Source organism: Streptomyces sp. NPDC052016 (assembly GCF_044548445.1).
GTDB lineage: Bacteria > Actinomycetota > Actinomycetes > Streptomycetales > Streptomycetaceae > Streptomyces.
Map to the genome: position 1 here is coordinate 132,677 of NZ_JBIUBX010000013.1, position 23,205 is coordinate 155,881.

The window sequence follows — 23,205 nt, forward strand, 5'->3', positions numbered from 1 at the left end:
CCCTCCCCCTCTCCGATCCCGCCGGGCCCCGAGCCGGTCCCGAACCCGGAACCGGGCCCTCCGCTGACCTGAGGGAGGGAACAGAAGGGAAGGGCACAGAGGCGAAAGCGGTGGGCGCCCACCGGAACCGCCCACCGCAACGCCGTAGGGGGCGGGTCCCAGCCGATACGGGGTTCGGCCGTGGGGGTGCGGCCGGCGTCTTTCGACCCCGCACCCCCGACGACCCCCGCACCCGCAGCGGCGACGCCCCCGCACCCGCCCCACGGCCGAGCCGCCCGAAACAGAAACAGAGGACGTTAAGCGGTCACCTCCGACCGGTCCCCGCCCCACAGGGTGTGGAACGCTCCCTCCCGGTCCACCCTCCGGTACGTGTGCGCCCCGAAGAAGTCCCGCTGCCCCTGCGTGAGCGCCGCCGGCAACCGCTCCGCACGCAACGCGTCGTAGTACGCGAGCGCCGCCGCGAACCCCGGCGCGGGCACTCCCTGGAGGGTCGCCGAGACGAGCACCTCACGCCACGAGTCCTGCGCGGCCGCGATCTCCGAGGCGAAGGTCTCGTCGGACAGCAGGCTGGGCAGGTCCGCGCGCGCGTCGTACGCGGCACGGATGCGGTCGAGGAAGGCCGCCCGGATGATGCAGCCACCGCGCCAGATCGAGGCGACGGCGCCGAGGTCGATGTCCCAGCCGTACTCCTCGCTGCCCGCGGCGATCTCGTGGAAGCCCTGCGTGTACGACACGATCTTGGAGGCGTACAGCGCCTGCTCCACCCGGTCCGCGAAGGCCTGCGCCTCCGCCCTGTCCAGCGCGCTCGGCTTCGGTCCGGCCAGCCCCCGCGAGGCCTCCCGCAGCGGCGCGTGGCCCGACAGGGAGCGCGCGAAGACGGCCTCCGCGATGCCGGAGACCGGCACGCCCAGGTCCAGCGCGATCTGCACGGTCCAGCGTCCGGTGCCCTTCTGCTCCGCCTGGTCCATCACCACGTCGACGAACGGCTTCCCCGTCGCCTCGTCCACGTGCGAGAGCACCTCGGCCGTGATCTCGATCAGGTACGAGTCCAGGCGGCCGGTGTTCCAGGTGCGGAAGACGTCGGCGATCTCGGCGGGGGAGTACCCCGCGACGTCCCGCAGGAGCTGGTACGCCTCGCCGATCAGCTGCATGTCGGCGTACTCGATGCCGTTGTGGACCATCTTCACGAAGTGCCCGGCGCCGTCCGGACCCACGTGCGTCACGCACGGCGCCCCGTCCGCCGCCTTCGCGGAGATCCGCTCCAGCATCGGCCCCAGCGACCCGTACGACTCCGTGGAGCCGCCCGGCATGATGCTCGGGCCGTGCAGCGCGCCCTCCTCGCCGCCGGAGATGCCGGTGCCGACGAAGTGGATGCCGCGCTCGCGCAGTTCGCGTTCCCGGCGCCGGGTGTCGGCGAAGTGCGCGTTGCCCCCGTCGATGATCATGTCGCCGGGCTCCAGGAGCGGGGCGAACTCCTGGATCACCGCGTCGGTCGGCTCCCCGGCCTTCACCATGATCACCAGACGGCGGGGCCGCTCCAGCGCCGCCACGAACTCCTTGGGGGTCTCGGCCGCGACGAAGCCGCCCTCGTGGCCGAATTCCTCCACCAGGGCGTGCGTCCGCGCCGACGTCCGGTTGTGCACGGCGACCGTGTAACCGTTGCGCGCGAAGTTCCGGGCGAGGTTGCGGCCCATGACCGCGAGCCCGGTGACGCCGATCTGGGCTGAAGTGCTCATACGGTTGGCTCCTCAAGATCCTGTGTTCGGTAGTGCGGGTCGTTGCCGCCAGTCTCGCCCCGCCGACCATCCTGACGCGCCGGTACGCCGACCGCACGTCCTGGCGGCGCGCCGTCCCGGCAGCGGATACGCACCGCGGGCCCCCTTGTCTCACGCGGGCCCCCTCCCGTCCCGGGGGTCGCGCAACAGGGGTGTGTTTACGGTCGAGTTGAGACAGGGCGGCCGATTGTCGTCTTGTCCCGGCCGGTCGGCGGCCCTTACTTTTGCCCCTCCTGACGCACGTCGAGGGGGATCTTCCATGGCCGTACGCGGCCGGCACCGCCGGTATCAGCCGAACAGGATCAACCGAGCCTCGCTCACCGTCACGGCGGGCGGCGCCGGCATGGCCCTCCCGCTCATCGGTACCGGCACCGCCCAGGCGGCCGACGTGGACACCTGGGACAAGGTCGCCGCGTGCGAGTCGAGCAACGACTGGGACATCAACACCGGCAACGGCTACTACGGCGGACTGCAGTTCACCCAGTCCACCTGGGAGGCGTACGGCGGCACCCGGTACGCGCCCCGTGCCGATCTCGCCACCAAGGACCAGCAGATCGCGGTCGCGGAGAAGGTGCTGGAGGGCCAGGGGCCCGGCGCCTGGCCGGCCTGTTCGGTGCGCGCCGGTCTCACCCGGGGCGGCGACACCCCCGACATCCAGCCAGGCGGCACGTCCGCGAAGCCGGCCAGGAGTTCGCTGAAGGACGTACAGCCGCAGACCACGCCCCAGTCGCGGGCGGGCACCGCCGAGATGTACACGGTGGTGCGCGGCGACACCCTCTCCGGCATCGCCGACGAACAGGACGTCCGCGGCGGCTGGCAGCGGCTGTACGCCGCGAACCGGGCGACCATCGGCGCCGACCCCGACCTGATCATGCCGGGCCAGCGGCTGTCACTGCGCGGGCGGGCCACCCCGGCGCCCACGACTCCGAGCGGTACCTCCGGCTCCCGGACGGAGAAGTCCTCCTCCGGCACCGGCGAGGACACCACGGAGAAAGCCACCGACAAGGCCACGGAGAAGGCCACGGAGAAGGCCACGGAGAAGGCCACGGAGAAGGCCACCGAGAAGAAGACGTCGGCCGGCCGCTCCCTGGTCGCTCCCGTCAGCGCCGGCGCCGGTACGCCGTACCACGCGACGGGCTCCTCCTGGTCGAAGGGCTACCACACCGGCGTCGACTTCCCCGTGCCCACCGGCACGTCCGTGAAGGCCGTGGCGGCGGGCAAGGTCGTGACCGCGGGCTGGGGCGGCTCCTTCGGCTACCAGGTGGTCATCCGGCACTCCGACGGCCGCTACTCCCAGTACGCGCACCTCTCGGCCATCTCCGTACGGGACGGGCAGTCGGTCGGCGCCGGTCAGCGCATCGGCCGTTCCGGCTCCACGGGCAACAGCACGGGCCCGCATCTGCACTTCGAGGTGCGGACGGGGCCCGGTTTCGGCACGGACATCGATCCGATGGCCTATCTGCGGGCCGGCGGCGTCAAGATCTGATCCGCACGCGGTGCCGGCCGCCGGGGACGGGCAGGGGCACGTACGGTCCGCCGTAGAACGGTCCGTACAGATGCAGCGGTTCGGGAGCGGCGGACGATGACGCCGCCGCCACCGCGGTCTCCTCCTGGCTCTGCGCCGGTACGAAGACCTCCTCCCGGGCGTCCGCCCGGACCCGGTCCTCCGCGCGGACGTCCGCGCGGAGGTCTTCGAATGCATCCTCCAGTCGCGCCGCGACCGGCTGCCGCGCGGAACCGCCCGGCCGTTCGGCCTCGCGCTCCGGCTCCGCCGTCGTCCCCGCGGACTCCGGTTCCGGCTTCCGCTGCGGCCGCGGGTCCGCGAGCCGCTCGGTCGTCAGCAGGATCAGGCCACCGGCCGCCACCACACCGCAGCTCAGGGCGAGCGCGGTGCCCGTGCTGCCGTAGCGGAACGTCTCCCCGAACATCGTGATGCCGACCGCGGCCGCCACCACCGGGTTCACCACGGTCAGCGTGGCCAGCGGAGCCGCCAGGCCACCGCCCTTGTAGGAGGCCTGAGACAGCAGCATGCCGGCCGTGGCCAGCACGCCGATCACGGCGAGCGAGGGCAGGTCGGCCGCGGAGACGCCGCCGGTCCAGTCGACCGCGACGGTCTTGGTGAACACCGACGACATGCCGAAGGCGATACCGGACGCGGTCGCCAGCAGCATGCTGCGCACCGCCGGGTGCCGGTGCGCCGCCCGCCCCGCGATCATCAGGGCCACGACCGCGCCGCCGGTGACGAGGGCCGTGCCCACCCGCTGCGCGGTGTTCAGCGACTGCGCGTCGGCCGCGCCCACCAGGGACAGCAGACCGGCCAGACCGACCGTGGCCATGAGGGCGCCCCGCCAGGCCGTCGCCCCGGCCCTGCGCCCCACGAACAGGGCCGCCATCGGCAGCGCGACCACGATGGTCAGCGCGCCCAGCGGCTGGACCAGACTGAGGGGACCGTAGGCGAGGGCCACGACGTGCAGCAGCCCGCCGAGGCCGTTCAGCGCGACCGCCGCCCACCAGCCCGGCCGGCGCAGCGGCGCGTACTGCTCGTCGGGCGAGGACACCGCGACCCGCTCCTGCACGATCGCCCCGGCCGCGTAGGCGACGGCGGACACGAGCGACAGGACCACGGACAACGCGAGGGCACTCATGAGCTGCTCCTCTGCGTGAGGAGGGGCGCCCGGCCCCGGCGCGGCGAACGGTCGGATTCCATGAACAACACGATGCCCTGTCGATCTGTTCCCGTCGTCGTCCCTGAGCACTCAATGCGTCCTACTGCCGATGGAGTACGCCGGGACGCCCCTCCTCCCCAGGGTGGGTGGTTTTCACCGGATCCCGCCGAACACCCGTCCTGCCCTCCTTGGTACTACTGCCCCTCGTGGACCTCGACCCCGACCTCGCCGCCCTCCGCCCGCTCGGCGGCTACTTCGTCCTGCGCACCGCGCCCCCCACGGCCTCGGCACCGTCCCTGCCGACGCTCGCAGAGGCCTACGGTGACCGGCCGCCGGATGCGGACGGATCCCCCCGGGCCCACCCCCAAGCGCCCCCGACCATCCCCGAAGCTCCCCTGACCGTCCCTGATTTTCCCCTGACCGTCCCCGGACCTCCGCTGACCGTCCGCCTGCGCAGGGTCGCCGGAGCCCTGCGCGCGCCCGAGGCGCGCGTCGCCGCCTCCGTGGCCCAGCAGGGCCTCGCCGCCCGCCTGTGGTCGGTGGCGCTCGGCTGCGCGGCCCTGTACGGCGGGCTTCCCGACCTGGACCCCCGGCTGCTGCTCTGGGACCCGGACGGCAGCGCCCCGGACGACCTCTGGCTGACCGAGGTCCGCGCCCGGCCGGGGGACGCGGCGACCCTGGCCGAGTCCGTGCTCCACGGTCACCTCGAACCGCTCGCCGAGGCCCTGCGCGCCCGCCACCCGGTCGCCCCGGGACTCCTGCGCGGCAACGCCGCGTCCGCGCTGGCCGGTGCGGCCCGCCAGCTCGACCACTGGGCGCTCGCCCACGGCCGTACGGACGTCTCCGCGCGCTCCCGCGCCCTCACCGCGTTGCTGTTCACCCACCCCCTGCTCGCCGGGACGGGCACCCTCACCGGCACCGCCTTCCGCCGCCGCAGCTGCTGCTTGTACTACCGCGTGCCGGGCGGGGGCGTCTGTGGCGACTGCTGCTTCACACGGCCCCCGCGCTCTTCCCCGCGCGGCCCGTCTGGGTGACCATGAAGGAACCGGTCACGGAGAATGGGGGGTTCCGGGTGCGAGTGGGACTGCTGACCCGGGAGTATCCCCCGGACGTGTACGGCGGCGCGGGTGTCCATGTCGAGTTCCTCGCCCGCGAGTTGCGGCACCTCGTCGACCTCGAGGTGCACTGCTGGGGCGAGGTCACCTCGGCGGAGCGGGCCGCCGGCGTGCTGCGCCACCGCCCCTGGTCCGCCCTCGACGGCGCCAACGACGCCCTGCGCACCTTCTCCGTCGACCTGGCCATGGCCGCCGCCCTGGAGGGCCGCGAACTGGTCCACTCCCACACCTGGTACGCCAACCTCGCCGGCCATCTGGCCAAGGAGCTGTACGGCGTCCCGCACGTGCTGACCGCGCACTCGCTGGAGCCGCTGCGCCCCTGGAAGGCCGAGCAACTCGGCGGCGGATACGCCCTGTCGGGCTGGGCCGAGCGGACCGCCGTGGAGGCCGCCGACGCGGTGATCGCCGTCTCCGGCGCGATGCGCGACGACATCCTCGCCTGCTACCCGGCGCTGGACGCGGAACGGGTGCACGTCGTGCACAACGGCATCGACACCGTCCTGTACCGGCCCGACCACGGCACCGACGCCCTCGCGCGGATCGGCCTCGACCCGGACCGTCCGTTCGTGCTGTTCGTCGGCCGCATCACCCGTCAGAAGGGCGTCCCCCATCTGCTGCGCGCCGTCCGGGACATCGACCCTGCGGCGCAGGTCGTGCTGTGCGCGGGCGCGCCCGACACCTCCGAGATCGACCGGGAGTTCCGCGAGCTGTTCGAGGAGCTGAGCCGTGCCCGCGACGGCGTGCACTGGATCCCGCGGATGCTGCCGCGTCCGGAAATCATCCAACTCCTCACCCACGCGGCCGTGTTCGTCTGCCCGTCGGTGTACGAACCACTCGGCATCGTCAATCTGGAGGCGATGGCCTGCGGGACGCCCGTCGTGGCCTCGCGGGTCGGCGGTATCCCCGAGGTCGTCGACGACGGCGTGACCGGTGTCCTGGTCCCGGCGGACGACGACTTCGAGGCCGGTCTCACGCGGGCGCTGGACGCGGTCCTCGGCGACCCGGAGGCCGCCCGCCGCATGGGGGAGGCCGGACGAGCCCGCGCGGTGGGCGAGTTCGGCTGGGACGCGGTGGCCCGGCGCACGGTCCGGCTGTACGAGGAGATCCTCAAACAGGCGTAGGGAGCCCCGCACCGGGGCAGCCCCATGGGTATCAACCAGGGTGAGGGGAGCCGGCCATGCGTCGTGGGGGACCTTCGGTGCTCGGGATCGTGCTGGCGGGCGGTGAGGGCAAACGCCTGATGCCCCTCACCGCGGACCGCGCCAAACCAGCGGTCACCTTCGGCGGCACCTACCGGCTCGTCGACTTCGTGCTCTCCAACCTCGTCAACGCCGACATCCTGCGGATCTGCGTGCTGACGCAGTACAAGTCGCACTCGCTGGACCGGCACATCACCACCACCTGGCGGATGTCCAGCCTGCTCGGCAACTACGTCACCCCGGTCCCGGCCCAGCAGCGGCTCGGACCGCGCTGGTACCTCGGCAGCGCCGACGCCATCCTGCAGTCGCTGAACCTGATCTACGACGAGCGGCCCGAGTACGTCGCCGTGTTCGGCGCCGACCACGTCTACCGCATGGACCCGCGCCAGATGCTCACCCAGCACATCGACAGCGGGGCGGGCGTGACGGTGGCGGGGATACGGGTGCCGCGCACCGAGTCGTCGTCCTTCGGCGTGATCACGCCGGGCTCGGACGGGCAGACCGTCGAGCGGTTCCTGGAGAAGCCGGCCGACCCCCCCGGACTCGCGGACGACCCGGAGTGCGTGTTCGCCTCGATGGGCAACTACATCTTCACCACCAAGGCCCTCGTCGAGGCGCTCCAGCGGGACGCCGAGGACGAGAGCTCCGTGCACGACATGGGCGGCTCGATCCTGCCCCAGCTCACCCAGCGCGGCGAGGCCCAGCTCTACGACTTCAGCGACAACCACGTACCCGGCGAGACCACCCGCGACCAGGGCTACTGGCGGGACGTCGGCACGCTCGACGCGTACTACGACGCCCACATGGACCTGATCGCCGAGCGCCCCGCCTTCAACCTCTACAACCGCAGCTGGCCCATCTACACCCACTCCAACCAGCTCTCCCCGGCCCGCTTCAACGCGGGTGGCATCGCCGGCGAGTCGATCATCAGCGCGGGCTGTCTCATCCGCGGACAGGTCACGCGGTCCGTGCTGTCACCGGGCGTCGTGGTCGATCCCGGGGCGGTCGTCCAGGGCTCGGTCCTGCACGACAACGTCCACATCGGACGGGGCGCGGTGGTGCGCGGGGCGATCCTGGACAAGAACGTCGAGGTCCCGCCCGGCGCCACCATCGGTGTGAACCCGGAGCGGGACGCGGAACTGTACTCGGTGTCCAAGGACGGGGTGATCGCCCTCGGGAAGGGCCAGCGGGTGTCCTAGGAGTCAGCGGGTCTCCCAGCGGCCAGCGGGTGTCCTTAGGGGCCGGCGGGTGTCCCTGGGCCCGCCCGTCGGGCTTCTCCGGGGCTCGTCGGGTGCCTGGCCGCTCCGTCGCTTCGGCGCCCTCCCTGCCGTGCGGCCGCACGCACCGAGCCCGCCCCCCGGTGGCGCTCAGGGCGCGCGGTTCCGGGTCGGTCCGAGCGTGGGACACGCCCGGGGCGCGGGCCCACTCTTAATCGACAGTTAACTGTACGTAGCCTGATCGTACTTGACCGTAATCGCCTGGAGGCGATTGACTGCTGCCTCACCCGTCGTCGACGCGAGGCAAGCCCGTGACTCCTGATGATCTGCTGGCACCCCTCGACCTGGCGTTCTGGAACATCGAGTCACCCGAGCACCCCATGCACCTCGGCGCGCTCGGCGTCTTCTCCGCGCCCTCGCCCAGCGCGGGCGCCCACGCCGCCGACCTGCTCGCCGCCCGGGCGGCCGCCGTCCCCGGACTGCGCATGCGGATCCGCGACGTGTGGCAGCCGATCGGCTTCGGCGGCGCGGTGCGCGAGCCCGATCCCGGCTTCGACCCCCAGGACCACGTCCGGCTGCACCCGCCCGCCGCGGACTTCCAGGCAGAGGCCGGCCGGCTCATGGAGCGCCCGCTGGAACGCGGCCGCCCGCCGTGGGAGGCGCACGTCCTGCCTGCGCAGCAGGGCGACCGGTTCGCCGTCCTGTTCAAGTTCCACCACGCCCTCGCCGACGGCCTGCGCGCCCTGACGCTGGCCGCGGCCGTCCTCGACCCCATGGACCTCCCCGCGCCCCGGCCCCGGCCGGCCGAGCCGCCCCGCGCGCTGCTGCCCGACGTACGCCGCCTGCCCGGGCTGCTGCGCGGCGCCCTGTCCGACGTGAGCCGCGCCCTCGACATCGGCGCCTCCGTCGCCGTGCACACCCTGGCCCGGCAGTCGACCACCGCGCTCACCGCCGCGCCCACCGGCACGCGGCGCACCGCCGGGGTGGTCCTCGACCTCGACGACGTGCACCGCGTCCGCAAGGTCGTCGGCGGCACCGTGAACGACGTCCTGATCGCGGTCGTCGCGGGGGCGCTGCGCCGCTGGCTCGACGAGCGCGGCGACGGCAGCGAGGGAGTCGCGCCGCGCGCCCTCATCCCCGTCTCCAAGCGCCGCCCCCGCACCGCCCATCCGCAGGGCAACCGGCTCTCGGGCTACCTGGTGCGGCTCCCCGTCGACGATCCGGACCCGCTCGGCCGGCTCGCCGCGGTCCGCGCCGCCATGGACCGCAACAAGGACGCCGGACCCAACCGGGGCGCGGGCGCCGTCGCCCTGCTCGCCGACCACGTCCCGGCCCTCGGCCACCGTCTCGGCGGCCCGCTGGCCGGCCAGGCGGCCCGCCTGTGGTTCGACATCCTGGTCACCAGCGTGCCCCTGCCCAGCCTCGGCCTGAAGCTCGGCGGGAACCCGGTCACCGAGGTCTACCCCTACGCCCCGCTCGCCCGCGGCCAGTCCCTGGCGGTCGCGGTCTCCACGTACCGCGGCCGCGTCCACTACGGCCTGGTCGCCGACGCGCAGGCGGTCCCCGACCTCGACCGGTTCGCGCGGGCGCTCTCCGAGGAGGTGGAGACGCTCATCACGGCCTGCGGCTCTTGACCTGCGCGGGTTTGGAGGTGTGGCCGGGCGCTCCGTAGACTTCCCCGTTCGAAAGCGGGCGCGGTCCGAGCGCCGCACGGGTGAGCAGGGAACACAGCGCGATGACGGTGACAGAGGACGGCTCGGCGATCACGGACGAGGCCGTGGACGAGGTCGTGTACGGACCCGGCATCGACCCGGAGCGGCTCGCGGTCTGCCTCAGCGTGCTCGAGGAACTCGACAAGCTGGAGGTCGACCACCCCGACGCGATCGCCGTGCGCCGGGCCACCGCCGGCATCTACCGCGTCGTCAAGCAGCGCCGCCGCCAGGAGCGCCGGGCCGCCAAGACCGCCCACGACAAGGCGGTCACCGAAGCCACCGCGACCGGCTCCGCCCAGCGCATCGACGACGAGACCGAGGGCATCCTGCCGTCCTCGATCACCGAGGAGGGGCAGATCGCGGGGATACTCCAGCGCCCCCGCTCCTGCTACACCTGCAAGACCCGGTACGTGGAAGTCGACTACTTCTACCACCAGCTCTGTCCGGACTGCGCCCGCGTGAACCGCTCCAAGCGCGACGCGCGCGCGGACCTCACCGGCAAGCGCGCCCTGCTCACCGGTGGCCGCGCCAAGATCGGCATGTACATCGCGCTGCGGCTGCTGCGCGACGGTGCGCACACGACGATCACCACGCGCTTCCCGAAGGACGCCATCCGCCGCTTCAAGGCCATGGACGACTCCGCGGACTGGATGCACCGCCTGGAGGTCGTCGGCATCGACCTGCGCGACCCGGCGCAGGCCGTGGCCCTCGCCGACCAGGTCGCCGAGGCGGGACCGCTCGACATCCTCGTCAACAACGCCACCCAGACCGTGCGCAGGCTGCCCTCCGCCTACGCCGCCCTGGTCGAGGGCGAGAGCGCCCCGCTGCCCGCCGGCGAGCTCCCCGCCCACCACGTCATCGGCGCCTTCAACTCCGGCGCCGTCGACGGCCTGGCCGCGCTGCCGCCGGGCACCAGCGGTCTCGACGCGCAGAAGGTCGCCGACCTCGCCCTGGTGGCGGGCAACGCCAGCGTCGCCCGGCACCTCGACGGCACCGCCATCGACGCGGGCGGCCTCGTCCCCGACGTCGTCGAGTCCAACACCTGGGTGCAGACCATCGAGCAGATCTCCCCGGTGGAGCTCCTCGAGACCCAGCTGTGCAACTACACGGCGCCCTTCATCCTGATCAGCAAGCTCCGCCCGGTCATGGCCGACGCCGCCCGGAAGGCGGCGAGCGGACGCGCGTACGTCGTGAACGTCTCGGCGATGGAGGGCGTCTTCGGCCGCGGCTACAAGGGCGCGGGCCACCCGAACACGAACGCCGCCAAGGCCGCGATGAACATGGTGACGCGGACCAGCGCGCAGGAGATGTTCCAGACCGACGGCATCCTCATGACGTCCGTCGACACCGGCTGGATCACCGACGAGCGCCCCCACTTCGACAAGCTGCGTCTCGCCGAGGAGGGCTTCCACGCCCCGCTCGACCTGGTCGACGGCGCGGCCCGCGTCTACGACCCGATCGTGCGCGGCGAGGGCGGCGAGGACCTGTACGGCGTGTTCCTGAAGGACTACGCGCCCGGCAAGTGGTGACGGCCGCCCGCCGGGTGTCGGCCGGGGCCGGGCCCGACGGGGCGTGAACGGGCTCGCCGGGCCCGACGGGGCGTGACCGGGGGGCGCTGGGTCCGACGGCGCGTGAACGGGGGGCGCCGGGACGGCGGCGCCCACCGGCCGTCGTACTCCGTCCGGGTGAAGCTCAAGAGGTGTGCGGCCGGGTGAAAAGGTTCAATTCACCTGCGGGGACACATGGGTGACATGCCATGGTTACCCAAAATTTTGAGCCCTATCGAGCGCCCCCCCGCTCATTTGGTTAATCTGTAGCGGACGGACAGCAGCACGGAGTGCCACCCACACCCACCGTCCGTCATGGGACAAGCCGGTTGACAACGGCCTGCTTCCTCGCAGTTACCGGCGCCACCGCGTCCGAACCGCCTTCAGACAGACCCGAGGACGCCTCGAGAGCCGGAGCGCAGAGTGACCGGCACGCCCCGAGGGTGACCCGACACATAAGGAGTGCGCGGTGACACCGGAGAAGACGAATCGCGAAACACGCCCGAAGGAACGCGCGGAGAGCGCGGGCCGCCGGCCCGGGGAGATCGGCAGCCTGGACGTGTGGGCCCGCTCCGCCCCCATCCGCCTCGCCGGCTATGAGGAGGACCTCGCCGAACCCCACATCCTGCCCAGCGTGGACTGATTACCGGACCGCAATCCGCCGGGGTCGCCCACGGCATGGGCGTGCGTGTGACACGCCCATGCGCATGCCGACCGCCCCTCCTCAGGCGAGCGGCGCCGTCCGCCGCCACGGACACAGCTCCTCCAACTGCTCAGCGACTCGCAGCAGTTGCGCCTCCGACCCCGGCAGCCCCACCAGTTGCACGGCGGTCGGCGCGCCCGACGGCAACGTCCCCATCGGCACCACCGCCGCCGGCCAGCCGGTCAGGTTCCACGGCGGTGTCAGCGGCGAGTAACTCGTGTTCGCCAGGAGGTTGCTCAGCCACCCCCGCTCGTGCCACCGCACCGACTTCGGCGAGCGCCGCGCGAGCGCAGGCGTGAGCAGCACGTCGTACTCCGCGAAGAACGGCTCCAGCCGGCGCCGCAGCTCGTCGCGTGCGGTGCCGCCTCGGACCTGGTTCAGAAATCGTCGGCCGACAGCGGCGTGCACCCGGGTGCGCCGGGTCAGCAGCCGCACGTCCAGCCCTCGCGCGTCGACGGCCGTGCCCGCCGTCCAGTGCGCGAGCGCGGTGACGCCCAACGACAGCGGATACGGCGGATCGGCCCGCCGCACCCGGTGCCCCGCCCGCGCCAGCGCCCCGGCCGCCTCGCGCGCCGCGGCCACGTACGGCCTGCCGACGGTGACACCGGCGAGGGGGCTGCGTACGGAGACGGCGATCCGGCGGACGCCGGGCTCCTCCGCCCGTACGACCTCCGTGCCGGCGAGGACCGACAGCATCAGGCGGGCGTCCTCGACCGTCGTCGCCAGCGGACCGTTCTCCGACATGCCGAACCAGTCGCCCTCGCCGATGCCCGCGGGCACCACCCCGTGACCCGGCTTGACGGTGACCAGGCCGCAGTTGGCCGCCGGTATGCGCAGCGAGCCCATGCCGTCGTTGCCGAGGGCGATCGGCACCATCCCGGCGGCGACCGCGGCCGCGCTGCCCCCGGACGAACCGCCCGCCGTGCGCGCGGTGTCCCACGGATTGCGGGCCGTGCCGTGCACCCCCTCGGTCGTCCCGAACACGCACAGCTCCGGCACGTTGGTCAGCCCCACGACCACCGCGCCGGCCGCCCGCAGCCGGGCCACCGTGACGTGATCGTCCCCGGCGGGCGTGTCCGGGGTCGCCGCCGAGCCCACGCGCATGGACTCGCCCCGCACGGCGAGGTTGTCCTTGACGGCCACCGGCACGCCGGCCAGGGGCAGTTCGGCCAGGTCCGCGCGGGCGCCCACCTCGTCCGCCTCGGTGAGCGCCGCCCGCGCCCGCACCGTACGGAACGCCCCCACGCGGCCGTCGAGCCGCTCGATCCGCGCGAGATGCGCGGCCACCACCTCACGGGGCGTGGCCCGCCTCTCGCGTACGGCGGCGGCGATCTCGACGGCGGTCCGGCCGACCCACTCGGTCACAGGTGCTCCTCGGTGCAGGGTGCTACTGGTGAGTACGCAGGGAGAACTGTGCCCGCGCGGAGCGCTCCGCGTCGAGAGGGGGAGCGGGCCTCGTCATGTTCAAGAGTCGAGCTGTGCCCGCAGCCACTCCTCGACCGCGCCCACGTGCGCGGCCGCCGCAGCCCGGGCGGCCTCCGGATCCCGGGCGGCCAGGGCGCGGTGGATCGCGGCGTGCTCCCGGCGGGTGCGGGCGAAGGCGCCCTCCTCCCGGTGACCGCGCCGGACGCGGGCGCGGAAGGTGCGCGACGACAGGCCGTCCAGGATCGCGGCCATGGTCTCGTTCCCGGCGGCCGCCGCGATCTCCCGGTGGAAGGCCAGATCGTGGGCGAGGATCTCCTCGGGGTCGTCGGTGGCGTTCATCGCCGCCAGATGGCCCTCCACCGCGGCCAGTCGCTCCGGGGTGATGCGCGCGGCGGCCAGCGCGGCCGCCGTCGACTCCAGGGCCCGCCGCACCTCCAGCAACTCGACCAGCCGCGGCCCGCGCGAGAGGCCGGCCACCACCCCGAAGGTCTCCAGAAGGTCGCCGGCCTGGAGCCGCGTGACGTAGATGCCCGAACCGTGCCGGGCCTCCAGGACGCCCAGCACCGTGAGCGCCCGGATCGCCTCGCGCATCGAGCTGCGGGAGATGCCGAGCTGTGCCGCGAGCTCCCGCTCGGTCGGCAGCCGCTGGCCGGGCTCCAGCAGACCGTCGGCGATCATCGCCTTGATCCGCTCGATGGCGCGCTGCGTCACCGTGCCCCTCGGGCCGGCGGGCCCGCTGGGCGGAGTTTCGTCGGCCTCGTCCACGTCACCTCTTCCGTCACCGGGTGCGCCGCTGCGGCCGGGGCGCCTCTTCGCCGGTGCGCCGCAGTCTAACGAGCGAGGTGGTCGGACCACTCGGGTCGCAAAGGCTTCGCGCACGGGATGAGGGGTGTCGTGAGCGGCAAGTGGTCTGATAAATATGCGGCACGGGGTCTGTGACCACCGTGGAGACGCACATGAGGGCGCGGCGGGAGGACGGGACGCTTGAACGACGTCGACGGCCTCAGTGCCCTGGTGACGGGCGGCGCCCCCGGCGTCGGCCGGGCCACCGCCGGGCTGCCGGCCGGGCGCGGCGCCCGGGGCGCCGTCCTCGACCTGGACCCGTCGGGCGCCGGCGAGCCGCTGCTCGGCTACCGCGCCGACGTCACCGACGACCCCTCCGGCCGTGCGGCCCTCGCGGCGGCCGCCGCCGACCTCGGCGGCCTGGACGTGCTCGTCCACGACGCGGGCATCGGCGCCCAGGGCAGCGTCGAGGACGCCGAGGACTACGACGACGCCGAGTGGCACCGCGTCCTGGACGTCGGCGTCTGCGGCCTGGTCCGCGTGGCCCGCGCCGCCCATCTGCGCCGCTCCGCGCGCGCCGCGATCGTCGACACCTGCTCCACCGCCGCCACCGCCGGCCTGCCGCGGCGCGCGCTCCGCGGCGCGGCCAAGGGCGCCGTGCACTCCCTCGCCCTCGCCGCGCCCGCCGACCACGTCCGCGAGGGCATCCGCGTCGACCGCCTCGCCCCGGGCACGGCGGACACCCCCTGGATCGGCCGCCTCCTCGACCCCGCCCCTGACCCGGCCGTCGAACGCGCCGCCCTGGAGGCTCGCCGGCCCACCGGCCGCATGGTCGACGCCGCCGAGGTCGACGCCGCCGGGGTCGTGGGCGCCGTCGCCCACCTGGCGGGCCCCCTGTCCGGTGCCACCACCGGCACCTCGCTCGCCGTCGACGGCGGCATGCAGGGCCTGCGGCCGCGCCCGGCGGCGGCCCGGTGAACGCCGCAGGCCGCAGCGGCGCCGAGGTCACCGGCCTCCGCCTCGGCGCCACCGGCAGCGCCCGTCCCGGCCGGACAGCCGTCGGAGCCGCCGTCCGGGGAGCCGCCCGAACACCCGCCCGTAGAGCCTCACGGGAAGTCGTCGGAGACCATGTCGCAAGTGCCGTCGGAGGAGCCGTCATGAGAACCGTGCCGCACACCAGGATCCGCTCCGCCCGCGTCACCGCCCACGACGGCGCCCACCGTGAGCTGCCCGACGAGCTCACGGCGGCCCACGCGGGCCTGCCCGTCGTGCGGGAGCTGCCGTGACCGTGGACGCGCACCACCACGTCTGGGACCTGTCCATCCGCGACCAGGACTGGATCACCGGCCCCGAACTCCAGCCGCTGCGGCGAAACTTCACCCTCGACGACCTCGCACCCGAGGCCCGCGCGGCCGGCGTCGACCGCACGGTCCTGGTGCAGACGGTCACCGTGGCCGAGGAGACCCCCGAGTTCCTCGCCCTCGCCGCCGGACACGACCTGGTCGCCGGCGTGGTCGGCTGGACGGACCTGACCCGCCCCGACGTGGCGGACGAACTGGCCCGGCTGCGCGACCTCCCCGGCGGCCGCCACCTCAAGGGCATCCGCCACCAGGTCCAGGGCGAGCCCGACCCGGACTGGCTGTCGCGCGCGGACGTACGGCGAGGGCTGGCCGCCGTGGCCGACGCGGGACTGGTCTACGACCTGGTCGTGCTGCCGCACCAGCTGTCCGCCTGTGTGCGGGCGGCGGCCGCGCTGCCCGGCCTGACCTTCGTCCTCGACCATTTGGGCAAGCCGCCCATCGCCTCCAGCGAGCTGGAACCCTGGGCCTCGGACATCCGGGCACTGGGCGGGCTGCCCAACACGGTGTGCAAGGTGTCGGGCATGGTGACGGAGACGGACCGGGCACTCTGGGGGAGGACCACCTGGCCCCTCGCGCCGCTGCGCCCCTACTGGGACACCGTGCTGCGGGCCTTCGGGCCCGGCCGTCTGATGTTCGGCTCGGACTGGCCGGTCTGCACGCCGGCGGCGACCTACTCCCAGGTCGCCCACCTCACGGCCGGTCTGGCGGCCGACCTGAACCGGGACGAGCGCGAGCAGCTCTTCGAGGGCACCGCCACCCGCGTCTACGGCCTCTGAACCACGGTCGCCAGCCGGGTCGGCGGCAGATACTCCCGCACGAAGGTCCGTTCCCAGCACGCGCCGGTCTCCCGCAGCTCCCGCCAGGTCGTGTACCGGTAGCGGAAGAGGCGGGCGCGGACATGGCGCGGCGGCCGGTCGGGCGGGAACGGGGAGCGGCGCAGCAGGCGGAGCGTGGCACGGTCGTTCTCCAGGAGCCGTTCCACCAGCGCGCCGAACCAGGCGCCGGCGTAGGCGGGGGAGAGCGCGGCGAACCACATCATCCAGTCCAGCCGCAGGTGGTAGGGGGCGAACTGGCGCGGCCAGTGCCGTGGATCGCCCGGCTTGCCGCGGAACTCGTACTCGCGCCAGTCGGAGTCCTCGCGCGGCACCTCGTCCAGCGTGCCCTCGACCACGACCTCGTAGCGGATCCGGCTCACGCTGCCGAACGCGCCGTAGGTGTTGACCAGGTGGAGCGGGTCGAAGGAACGGTTCATGACCTGGCCGCGGGAGAGCATGTTGAGCACCGGGCGGTGGCTGAGGAACAGCAGGAACGCGCCCACGGCGAGCACCACCACCACGTACCAGAGCGGGGCCCCGGGCACGGACGGCGGGTCGGCGGGCAGGGCGAGGGCGGGGACCGCCAGCACGATGGTGATCCAGTTCAGCCAGGCGAAGTTGCCCGACAGCACCAGCCACAGCTGGGTCAGGATCATCAGGGCGGCGGCGGCCGTCGCGATCGGCTGCGGGGCGAACAGGAGGAACGGCACGACCAGCTGGGTGACGTGGTTGGCGGCCACCTCCACCCGGTGCAGCGGCTTCGGCAGATGGTGGAAGTACCAGCTCAGCGGGCCCGGCATCGGCTGTGTCTCGTGATGGTGGTCCAGGCACGTCAGCTTCCGCCAGCACGGATCGCCCCGCATCTTGATCAGGCCCGCGCCGAACTCGACCCGGAAGAGGATCCAGCGCAGCAGGAACAGCACGACGATCGGCGGGGCCACCTCGTCGTTGCCGAGGAACACCGCGAGGAAGCCGGTCTCCAGCAGCAGGGACTCCCAGCCGAAGCCGTACCAGGTCTGGCCGACGTTGACGATCGACAGGTACAGCGCCCAGGGCACCAGCCACAGCAGCATCGCGCCCCACAGCGGCAGGTACCCGTCCAGCCCCGCGAGCAGCGCCACCGACACCGCGCAGCCCGTCCATGCGCAGACCGCGAAGAACCGGTCGGAGTAGTGCCAGTGGAACAAGCTCGGCGCCCGCCGGAAGGGCACCCGTGCCGTGAAACGCGGCACCGGCAGCATGCCCCGCTCACCCATCAGTGCCCGGAACTGCAGCGCCGCCGTCAGGAACGCGACCAGGTACACACCGGCCAGGGCCCGCTGGAAGACCAGCCGGCTCGTCCAGTACTCGGGTGCGGTGAACCAGTCCACGGCGTGCGCTCCTCTCTCCAGTCTGAGGCCGATCACGGTGCGTGTTCCTCGCCCCGGCCTGCGTAACCCGGGGCACGGGTCCGCGCAACCGGGCCACTGGCAGCCGTCCGGGTCGAAGAATCGGACAAATGCTGGCAAGGTGGCCCCATGTCTGATCGGGGAGCGAGCGCGCTGTCCCTCCCGGCCGACTGGCCCGCCCACCCGGATCCGATCCTGGCGCTCAACCGCATGGGCAGCTTCGACTGGGACCTGGACTCCGGGCTGTTCCACATGGACGCCCGCGCCCACGAGATCTTCGACATGCCGCCCGAGGAGTACGACGGCCGCCCCGAGAGCCTGTCGGCACGTGTTCCGCCGTCCGAGGCCATCCGCCTGGACGCCCTGGTCGCCCAGGCCATCAAGGACGGCAGCGAGAACTACGGCGCCTACTTCCGCGTCCGGCGCCGCGACGGCGGCCTGTGCTGGACCCACACCCAGGGCTACATCCGGCGCGACGGGACCGGCCGCCCCCGCCGGATCATCGGCATCGTCCGCGACGCCACCGAGGAGCTGAAGGACCTCGCGGTCCGCCGTGACGACGCCGCCCGCGACGGCGCGCTCCGCGAACAGACCAACGTCGTCCAGCTCACCACCGCCGCCCTGGCGCACGCCCGGACCGTGCGGGACGTCATCGACGTCCTCAAGGACACCCACGGCCTGACCCACCTCGGAGCCACCAGTCTCGTCATGGGCCTGGTCGAGGCCGGCCGCATCCGGCTGATCGCCGAAGGCCCCGAGGGCAGCTTCGTGCCCGGCACCCTGGTCACCCGGATCGACGAGCCGTACCCCATGAGCGAGGTCGTCCGCACCCTCACGCCCCGCTTCATCGAGTCGCCGGACGAGTTCGCCGCCGGATACCCCGTGCTGTGGCCGCACATCACCGACCTGAAGATCACCTCGGCCGCCTACCTGCCGCTCATCGTCCAGGCCCGACCGATCGGCGCCGTGGGCCTGCTCTACGGCGACCGGCGCGGCTTCACCCCCGAGGAGCGCAACATCCTCGTCGCCCTCGGCAGCAGCATCGCGCAGTCCCTCCAGCGGGCGATGTTCTACGAACAGGAGAAGGACATCGCCCAGGGCCTCCAGCAGGCCATGCTGCCCCGCACCATCCCCAGCGTCCCCGGCGCCGACGTCGCCGTCCGCTACCGCGCCGCCACCATCGGGGGCTCCCTCGGCCGGGACATCGGCGGCGACTGGTACGACCTGATCCCGCTGCCCGGGGGCACCCCCTCCGGGGGAGGCCGGGTCGGCGCCGTCATCGGCGACGTCCAGGGCCACGACACGCACGCCGCCGCCGTCATGGGCCAGCTGCGCATCGTCCTGCGGGCCTACGCCGCCGAAGGCCACACCCCGGCCGCCGTGATGGCGCGCGCCTCCGTCTTTCTGGACGAACTCGACACCGACCGCTTCGCCACCTGCCTGTACGCGGAGGCGGACCTGTCCACCGGCGTGGTCCAGGTGGTCCGGGCCGGCCACATCGACCCCCTGGTCCGGGACACCGACGGCACCTGCCGGCGCGTCCCGGTCCCGGGCGGTCTGCCGCTCGGCCTCTCCGCCGAGTTCGGCAGCCTCGACTACCCGGTCACCACCCTCGAACTCGATCCCGGCCACACCCTGCTGCTGCTCACCGACGGCCTGGTCGAACAGCCCGGCGCCGACCTCGACGACGGCATGCGGGCCCTCACCGCCCTCGTCGCCGCCGGCCCCGGCGACGTGCGCGGACTCGCCGACCGCCTGATCGAGGTGGCCGAGGAGCGCGGCGGCGACGACGACGTGGCCCTGCTCCTGCTGCGCCGCCGGGGCGCCGAGACCCCGCGGCCCGGCGGCAGGCTCCAGCAGCACGTCGCTCCGGGAGAACCCGCGGCCCTCACCGGGGCCCGGCACATGATCCGCGCCGCCGTCCGCGCCTGGGGCGCCCGTGACCGCGCCGACGAGATCGAACTGGTCGCCGACGAGCTCATCACCAACGCCCTCATGCACACCGAGGGGGCCGCGATCGTCACGGTACGGGTCCTCAACGGCGCCGCCCCGGTCCTGCGCGTCGAGGTCGAGGACTCCTCCAGCGCCCTGCCGCGCCGCCGTGAGGCCGGGGAGTCGGGCGTCTCCGGGCGGGGCCTGCTCCTGGTCGACCTGCTCGGCGACGGGTGGGGCGTGGAGGCGCGCGGCAGCGGCAAGTGCGTGTGGTGCGAGTTCGCGGTGGAGCGGCGGACCTGAGCACGTCGGCCCCGGATGGCACCCTGGACGTATGCCGGAACTCCCCGAGGTCGAGGCGCTCAAGGACTTCCTGACCGAGCACGTGGTCGGCCACGAGATCGTCCGTGTGATGCCCGCCGCGATCAGCGTCCTGAAGACCTACGACCCGCCGCCGTCCGCCGTCGAGGGCCGGGAGGTCACCGCGGTGCACCGGTACGGCAAGTTCCTCGACCTGGAGACGGCCGGCGGACTCCACCTCGTCACCCACCTGGCCCGCGCGGGCTGGCTGCACTGGAAGGACCGCCTCCCCGACGGCCCGCCCCGCCCCGGCAAGGGGCCCCTCGCCCTGCGGGTCGCCCTGGAGACCGGCGAGGGCTTCGACCTGACCGAGGCCGGCACGCAGAAGCGGCTCGCGGTGTACGTCGTACGGGACCCGCGAGAGGTCCCCGGGGTCGCCCGTCTCGGGCCCGACCCGCTCGCCCCCGACTTTGACGAGGACCGCTTCGCCGCGCTCCTCGCGGGCGAACGCCGGCGGCTGAAGGGCGCCCTGCGCGACCAGTCCCTGATCGCGGGCGTCGGCAACGCCTACAGCGACGAGATCCTGCACGCGGCGCGGATGTCCCCCTTCAAGCTCGCCGCCTCCCTGACCCCGGAGGAGACGCACACCCTCTACGAGGCCCTGCGCACCACCCTCACGGACGCGGTGGAACGCTCCCGGGGCCTGGCGGCAGGCCGTCTCAAGGCGGAGAAGAAGACCGGCCTGCGGGTGCACGGCCGCACCGGCGAGCCCTGCCCGGTCTGCGGTGACACCGTCCGCGAGGTGTCCTTCAGCGACTCGTCGCTCCAGTACTGCCCGACCTGCCAGACCGGCGGGAAGCCGCTGGCCGACCGGAGGATGTCGAGGCTGCTGAAGTAGCCCCGGCGGGCCACCGGGGCGGTCCGGTCGCCGGAGTGCCCTGGCCGTCGCGACGGGGCTCTCAGGGCGCGGAGTGGGCCCGTCGGTGACTCCACGTCGGCATCTTCAGTCTCGGTCCGCGGCCGGCCGACGGCACATCAACCGAGGAGCCGGAGCGGTTACCGCGGCTCCAGTCCCACCAGCAGCTCCCCCTGCTTGGTCCGCACCTCGTAGCGGGCGATCTCGTCGGGGTGCAGGGCGGCGCCGCCCTTCATCGTGTTGGGGCGGGCGTCGTGGTGCGGGGCGCTCCAGCTCGTGACCGTCTGTTCCGAGCCGTCGCGGCCGATGACCACGAGGTGGCAGGCGCGCGGGCCCGCGGCGTCCTTGACCTTCAACTCGACCTCGCTGCCCCACACCTCGTTCTCCGTCGTCACCTGCGCCCACACCCCCGACTTCTCGTCGGTCGCGGTGACCTGCACGGGCCGGTCCTCCCCGGCGCCCGCCGTCATCGCGATCGCGGGTCCGGCGAGGGCCACCACCAGGGACGCGGCCACCGCGTACAGCAGCCGGCGTTTGGCGGCCCGGTGCCGGGCGGCCACCTCTGCGAGGAGCCGGTCCAGCAGCCGCGGTCCCGGTCCGGCGAAGGGGTGGACCGTACGCGGAGTCGCCCGCCGGTAGAGCATCAACTGACGGGTGGTGGGGCCGAACTCGGTGACCTCCGCCGCGCAACGAGGACACTCCATGAGGTGGTCCTCGAAGCGGAAGGCCTCCGCTTCGTCCAGCACGCCGAGCGCGTACGCGCCGACGTCGCGATGCCTCTCCAGGGACCTCATGCCGAAACCTCGTGCCGTTGAGTGCCAGTGGGGTTACTCCTTGCTCCCACCGGTACGCACCGGGCAGAGGAATCACTCAAGGCCCATACCAAATCGTGACCCAGATGTTCGGAGCGGCCGGGACCGCGGATTGGTCGGACTTCAGAAAAGATGGATCGCGAGATGTCCGAGGGGCAGTCCGAGCTGCCAGGCGGGCGTCCAGACCTTGGGCCCGTCCTCCTCGCCGACGCCGGCGGCGCCGCCCGGCACCGCGTTGAGGTCGGGGGCGAGCAGCTCGGTCTCCTCCAGCCAGCGCCAGGCCGCGGACGCCAGTTCGAGATCGGGTGCGGGTTCGCCGGACTCGACCGCCTCGGCGGTCAGTTGGGCCATGCGCTCGTCCACCCAGTCCTGCCAGGGCTGGTCGTACGCGGTGAGCGACAGCCAGGTCTCGAGCTGGGTGACGACCCGGATGCCCGGGAGTTCCCCGTCGGTGTCGGACAGGAAGATGGTCAGTGCCAGGGCGTCGCGCCCGGCGCGGAACTCGAAGGACGTCGGCGGCATCAGATCGCCGGTCCGCAGCAGTTCGTCGGCGATGTACTCGGCGTACAACCAGGCCATGGGGACGGTCAGTTCGCCGCCGCCGGCGCCGTCCGTGCTCTGATGACCTCTGTGCAGCATCCCTTCCTGCCTTCCTCCGGTGCGTGCGCGTCACCCGGCGCCGGGAACTCCTCTCCGGAACACGGATAAGGACACCCGATTACTCAACCGAGGTGGTCGGCAAGGCGCTTTACGGAGGTTTGACTCGACCGTGGGTTTCAGCCCAGGTCGGGCGCGTAACCGGGCAGCACCCGGCGCAGGGCGCGCAGCGCGTAGTACGCGCGGGACTTCACCGTACCCGGCGGGATGCCGAGGGCCTGGGCGGCCTCCGCCACGCTCGCCCCTTGGAAGTACACCAGCACCAGGACTTCACGGTGCTCCGGAGTGAGTGTCTTCACAGCCTCGCGCACGTCGAGGGTCGCGGCGGCCCGCTCGGCGTGGTCGGCGCAGACCGGCGCGTTCTCCAGCACCGCGTCGCCGACCTCGGCGGGCCGGGCCTGCCGGGCCCGCCGCGCGTCGATCGCCAGCCGCCGGGCGACGGTGAGCAGCCAGGGTCGTACGGAGTCGAAGGCTTCGGCGCGCAGTGCCTCGGGGTGCTGCCAGGCGCGCACCAGGGTCTCCTGGACGAGGTCCTCGGCCCGCTGGCGGTCGCCGTCGCACAGCCTCAGCAGCAGCGCGTAGAGCGGCCGGCCGTGCTCGCGCTGCAGCGCGGCGAGCTCGTGCTCGGCGGTCGTCGTCCTGGTGGCGAGGGCGGTTCCGGCGGTCATGGGCGTATGGCACCGCAGGGCGGCCGGGAGGGACAGGCCGCACACACGGCTCTGCGACGGACGGTCGATCGCGTCGACGAACGGTTCGACGAACGGTCCCGGCTTACGCCGATCGCGCGCATCGCGCCGGGGCGACGGGAGCGCCGGGGCCGCGCGCCCGGCTCCATGGATTAGTAGTAAGGCGTGCGTAAATATGACAATCCGTATGTGGTGG

The 23,205-nt window shown here is 73.3% G+C and carries 20 protein-coding genes; 12 read left to right on the forward strand and 8 right to left on the reverse strand.

Annotated elements, in window-relative coordinates; translation table 11 throughout:
- Positions 1-296 precede the first annotated feature (296 nt).
- Entirely contained in the window at positions 297-1,736 is a 1,440-nt protein-coding gene (gndA, locus tag ACIHAR_RS18070; protein WP_365462400.1) for an NADP-dependent phosphogluconate dehydrogenase, read from the reverse strand.
- A 298-nt stretch (positions 1,737-2,034) separates the two neighbouring features.
- Between gndA and ACIHAR_RS18075 the strand changes: the two genes are divergently transcribed.
- Positions 2,035-3,261, forward strand: coding sequence for a transglycosylase family protein (locus ACIHAR_RS18075; RefSeq protein ID WP_400020322.1), 1,227 nt, complete (start codon positions 2,035-2,037; stop codon positions 3,259-3,261).
- Here ACIHAR_RS18075 and ACIHAR_RS18080 read toward each other — a convergent pair.
- Positions 3,251-4,420: a DMT family transporter gene (locus ACIHAR_RS18080; RefSeq protein ID WP_400020324.1), complete on the reverse strand. Its 1,170-nt coding sequence runs from the start codon at positions 4,418-4,420 to the stop codon at positions 3,251-3,253. The two genes, ACIHAR_RS18075 and ACIHAR_RS18080, sit on opposite strands and share 11 nt — an antisense overlap.
- Before the next feature lie 227 nt (positions 4,421-4,647).
- On the opposite strand from ACIHAR_RS18080, the gene ACIHAR_RS18085 reads away from it, so the two are divergent.
- The 6 genes from ACIHAR_RS18085 to ACIHAR_RS18110 all read left to right on the forward strand — a co-directional run bounded on the left by ACIHAR_RS18085 (position 4,648) and on the right by ACIHAR_RS18110 (position 11,874).
- Positions 4,648-5,475 (forward strand): (2Fe-2S)-binding protein, encoded by an 828-nt coding sequence (locus tag ACIHAR_RS18085; protein ID WP_400020326.1) that lies wholly within the window; start codon positions 4,648-4,650, stop codon positions 5,473-5,475.
- Between the two features lie 38 nt (positions 5,476-5,513).
- Entirely contained in the window at positions 5,514-6,677 is a 1,164-nt protein-coding gene (gene glgA / locus ACIHAR_RS18090; protein WP_400020328.1) for a glycogen synthase, read from the forward strand.
- A gap of 56 nt (positions 6,678-6,733) precedes the next feature.
- The gene (gene glgC / locus ACIHAR_RS18095) at positions 6,734-7,954 is read left to right on the forward strand and encodes a glucose-1-phosphate adenylyltransferase (RefSeq protein ID WP_365462410.1); all 1,221 of its coding nucleotides are present in this window, start codon (positions 6,734-6,736) and stop codon (positions 7,952-7,954) included.
- A 329-nt stretch (positions 7,955-8,283) separates the two neighbouring features.
- Positions 8,284-9,606: a wax ester/triacylglycerol synthase family O-acyltransferase gene (locus tag ACIHAR_RS18100; protein WP_400020331.1), complete on the forward strand. Its 1,323-nt coding sequence runs from the start codon at positions 8,284-8,286 to the stop codon at positions 9,604-9,606.
- 101 nt (positions 9,607-9,707) lie between these two features.
- Positions 9,708-11,213, forward strand: coding sequence for an SDR family NAD(P)-dependent oxidoreductase (locus ACIHAR_RS18105; RefSeq protein ID WP_365462414.1), 1,506 nt, complete (start codon positions 9,708-9,710; stop codon positions 11,211-11,213).
- A 487-nt stretch (positions 11,214-11,700) separates the two neighbouring features.
- The gene (locus ACIHAR_RS18110) at positions 11,701-11,874 is read left to right on the forward strand and encodes a hypothetical protein (RefSeq protein ID WP_365462416.1); all 174 of its coding nucleotides are present in this window, start codon (positions 11,701-11,703) and stop codon (positions 11,872-11,874) included.
- An 81-nt stretch (positions 11,875-11,955) separates the two neighbouring features.
- On the opposite strand, the gene ACIHAR_RS18115 is transcribed toward ACIHAR_RS18110, so the two are convergent.
- Positions 11,956-13,299 (reverse strand): amidase, encoded by a 1,344-nt coding sequence (locus ACIHAR_RS18115; protein WP_400020334.1) that lies wholly within the window; start codon positions 13,297-13,299, stop codon positions 11,956-11,958.
- Between the two features lie 99 nt (positions 13,300-13,398).
- Positions 13,399-14,124 carry a FadR/GntR family transcriptional regulator gene (locus ACIHAR_RS18120; RefSeq protein ID WP_400020336.1) on the reverse strand — a complete coding sequence of 242 codons (726 nt, stop codon included), beginning with the start codon at positions 14,122-14,124 and terminating at the stop codon, positions 13,399-13,401.
- A gap of 219 nt (positions 14,125-14,343) precedes the next feature.
- Here ACIHAR_RS18120 and ACIHAR_RS18125 point away from each other — a divergent pair, with 219 nt between their 5' ends.
- The 3 genes from ACIHAR_RS18125 to ACIHAR_RS18135 all read left to right on the forward strand — a co-directional run bounded on the left by ACIHAR_RS18125 (position 14,344) and on the right by ACIHAR_RS18135 (position 16,279).
- Positions 14,344-15,120, forward strand: a complete 777-nt coding sequence (locus tag ACIHAR_RS18125) for an SDR family NAD(P)-dependent oxidoreductase (RefSeq protein WP_400020338.1) — start codon at positions 14,344-14,346, stop codon at positions 15,118-15,120.
- A gap of 179 nt (positions 15,121-15,299) precedes the next feature.
- Positions 15,300-15,428 (forward strand): hypothetical protein, encoded by a 129-nt coding sequence (locus tag ACIHAR_RS18130; RefSeq protein ID WP_400020340.1) that lies wholly within the window; start codon positions 15,300-15,302, stop codon positions 15,426-15,428.
- The gene (locus ACIHAR_RS18135) at positions 15,425-16,279 is read left to right on the forward strand and encodes an amidohydrolase family protein (RefSeq protein ID WP_400020342.1); all 855 of its coding nucleotides are present in this window, start codon (positions 15,425-15,427) and stop codon (positions 16,277-16,279) included. Before ACIHAR_RS18130 ends, ACIHAR_RS18135 begins: the two co-directional genes overlap by 4 nt.
- Here ACIHAR_RS18135 and ACIHAR_RS18140 read toward each other — a convergent pair.
- A complete protein-coding gene (locus tag ACIHAR_RS18140; protein ID WP_365462568.1) occupies positions 16,267-17,688 on the reverse strand; it encodes a lipase maturation factor family protein in 1,422 nt (473 codons plus the stop codon). The two genes, ACIHAR_RS18135 and ACIHAR_RS18140, sit on opposite strands and share 13 nt — an antisense overlap.
- Positions 17,689-17,835: 147 nt before the next feature.
- Here ACIHAR_RS18140 and ACIHAR_RS18145 point away from each other — a divergent pair, with 147 nt between their 5' ends.
- Complete coding sequence (locus ACIHAR_RS18145) at positions 17,836-19,941, forward strand: SpoIIE family protein phosphatase (protein ID WP_365462426.1); 2,106 nt, start codon at positions 17,836-17,838, stop codon at positions 19,939-19,941.
- A gap of 31 nt (positions 19,942-19,972) precedes the next feature.
- Entirely contained in the window at positions 19,973-20,836 is an 864-nt protein-coding gene (locus ACIHAR_RS18150; RefSeq protein ID WP_365462428.1) for a DNA-formamidopyrimidine glycosylase family protein, read from the forward strand.
- A gap of 158 nt (positions 20,837-20,994) precedes the next feature.
- Here the strand turns inward: ACIHAR_RS18150 and ACIHAR_RS18155 are convergent, their stop codons facing one another.
- The 3 genes from ACIHAR_RS18155 to ACIHAR_RS18165 all read right to left on the reverse strand — a co-directional run bounded on the left by ACIHAR_RS18155 (position 20,995) and on the right by ACIHAR_RS18165 (position 22,991).
- Entirely contained in the window at positions 20,995-21,648 is a 654-nt protein-coding gene (locus ACIHAR_RS18155) for a zf-HC2 domain-containing protein (protein WP_365462430.1), read from the reverse strand.
- Between the two features lie 141 nt (positions 21,649-21,789).
- A complete protein-coding gene (locus ACIHAR_RS18160; RefSeq protein ID WP_365462432.1) occupies positions 21,790-22,305 on the reverse strand; it encodes a hypothetical protein in 516 nt (171 codons plus the stop codon).
- A 137-nt stretch (positions 22,306-22,442) separates the two neighbouring features.
- A complete protein-coding gene (locus ACIHAR_RS18165; RefSeq protein WP_365462434.1) occupies positions 22,443-22,991 on the reverse strand; it encodes a sigma-70 family RNA polymerase sigma factor in 549 nt (182 codons plus the stop codon).
- Positions 22,992-23,205: the final 214 nt, after the last annotated feature.